General features: G+C 31.5%; 1 protein-coding gene. It reads right to left on the minus strand.

What is annotated here, in order from left to right:
* The coding region (locus Q368_RS26395) for a hypothetical protein (protein ID WP_156955905.1) at positions 1-1,536 on the minus strand (1,536 nt) is incomplete at its 3' end.
* Positions 1,537-2,560: the final 1,024 nt, after the last annotated feature.

Below are 2,560 nucleotides of genomic sequence, written 5' to 3' on the forward strand. Positions count from 1 at the left end.
TCTATTTTTACCAAGGTTTTGTACAATATTAGCCATCCAAGCAAATACATAATTATAAATTTCTGGTTTATTGTCGCAAATTACTTCCATAATATGATTTTTATATAATGACCAATCACCTGTTTCTTTTGGTTGTACGGCAAATCCTTGCCATAAATTGTATGCACCTTTGATATCTTCTGTCGGGGAAAAAATAATACCATTTGGAAAATCTTTTCTGTAACTACTATTTAGCCATAATTTTGTAAATTTATCTTCCACAATTTCCCCTTTCCCGTTTATGCATTTGCCATGTACTGGTAAATATCTTTTATTGAAATCATCGTAGGAAGATAAACTAAAAGTTTTAAGTCTACTTAGTTGATCTGTCTCGTCGTAATTAATAATTAATGATTTACCAGCAATTGAAATTGCACCATGTTTGTTGTTAAATTCAATAAATTTTGAACAATTTAAATTTAGAACGTCTTTTTTACTTAGTTGAATTGGGCTTGAAATTATATTGCTAAATGGACAATGTTTACATACATTGTTTTTAAAAGTGTTCTTGATATTTGTGCATGTGAATGGTCCTCCTTTTTCTTGTGCTTGTTGGATTTTATTTTCTGTTTCATCATAGCTATAGTTTGAATAATTTTTTGAAATATCGTGACAATGTTGTCTACCGCTCCCTATTCTTGAAACAATAGAAAGCATTGCATACCATTCCGGTTCTGATAAATTATAGGAATTTGTTTCGCAATAGTTTATCCACTTACATCCTGTTTTAAGTAAGAAATATTCTGATATCGAATTGTAGTCACAAATATCAGCAATATAATCAGTGCCGGCAATTTCTTCTTTGCCATAATTATTATTTTGCATTTTACATTCAGTGTAATTATCGCAAAATATTTTTGCATTATATTTAATATCAGTTGTTTCGACGATTGATGTTAATTTATTGTATTTGTAGTTGATAGTTTCTGGAACGCGTAACATTTGAGCAAGATTAGCTGTATTATCAACAGCCCATTCGTGGCTTATGCCATTTTGTATTATACTTTTTTGAAAACATTTTAATGAGTTTGCAATAAAATCTCTGTTGCTATCACCGATTATGATTGGTTCATTGAATACCCAATAGGCATGAATTCCTCCACCTGTTGCAACTATGATGGAAGGTTTTTCTATGCCATCTAATAATAATATCGCATCATCATATGTTGGGGGTAAATTGTTTTTGCTATGTCCTACATTTCCATAGTCAATATCTGCCCAAAATCCAGTTAAACATGAAACTGTATCGTTTGTTGCTCGTTTGTTGTCTTTAGTGGGACTAGATAATAGTCCAAGACCAAAATACACATGGCATAGTTCATTACTGTCAATGCAATACTTTGCGATTTTATCTATTTCATTTATGTGAAATGGCTTATTTGTTACCATTTTAGTTTCTTTATTTTTAGTTGAAATAGTTATATAGTAATTTTCTGAATTTTTCGGTAATATTTTTCCAAAAAATTGTTTAATAGTATCTACGTTTTGAGCTATCATGCTTTTATTCTCCTATAAACTGATTTTTGAGGTAACTTCCATGAGTCCTGTAACAATCAAGAATCTGATGGCTGATGAAATTGACAAATTATAACTTTTTGCGAATTCCATTATCTTGCCATGCAATAATTCATCAGTTCGCAATGTTAGACTTTTCGAACATTTCTGATTTTTCATTTTTTCCTCCTTTAAAATTTTTATTTAGTTGCGCTCAATTCTACCGTCAATCAATTTGCAGTAAACAAAGTTTTTTGCATTTGAGGTCATTTTGAGCCAATTTATTTGCGATATGCATATAAATGCATTCTTTTTTATATTTATGTTTGTGATGCCAAAGTTCTTACAAATTTAACAGTCAATTTGTTTATAAAATATTTCCCAAAAATTATACTTTTCCCGTTGCAGTATTGGAAATAGAATGATATTGCACTATAAATAATAGTGCTATCATTCTTTTATCCCTAAATCATCCCATTCGGGCGCGCCTTCCCAAGTGGGATGATTGTTTGCAGAATATCTTTTAAAAATTAAATGTAAAAGAATGTGCCCATTTTTACGAAAAATATTTACTAACCATGTGAGTTTAATCAGAATCTAGGTTGCAATATTGTTTCGATTCGTGCCAGGGACAGTGTATTTTTTGTTTATCTTAGTAGTTTGAAAACATATTTTTTTTTGCAGTTAAAGAATTGTTTAAATAGAAATTGAAAAATAAATTTTGGTTGAACGGACCAGTTTGTATCATACTAGACTATGACGGTATGGAATAAATTTAAAGTTAATATTAAGAAGTCCGCACAGGCAGAATGGCTAATGCTGCCCTATGCGGCATTAGCTTCCATCTAAAGGGTGCTAGGGAGAAAATGACACTGGAGTATGGGGATACGACGCAAAGCGGCGCTACGAGGCGGAGATACGCCCTGGTGTAGACCCAGGATGAAGTATTGGAAAAAACGGAACACAAGCGACATCGTGCTCCTTTATCATGCTAATTTACCTACTTATTTTCAAATTTCTTGACCAT

Origin of the sequence: Solidesulfovibrio alcoholivorans DSM 5433, assembly GCF_000702665.1 — a bacterium.
Classification (GTDB): Bacteria; Desulfobacterota; Desulfovibrionia; order Desulfovibrionales; family Desulfovibrionaceae; genus Solidesulfovibrio; species Solidesulfovibrio alcoholivorans.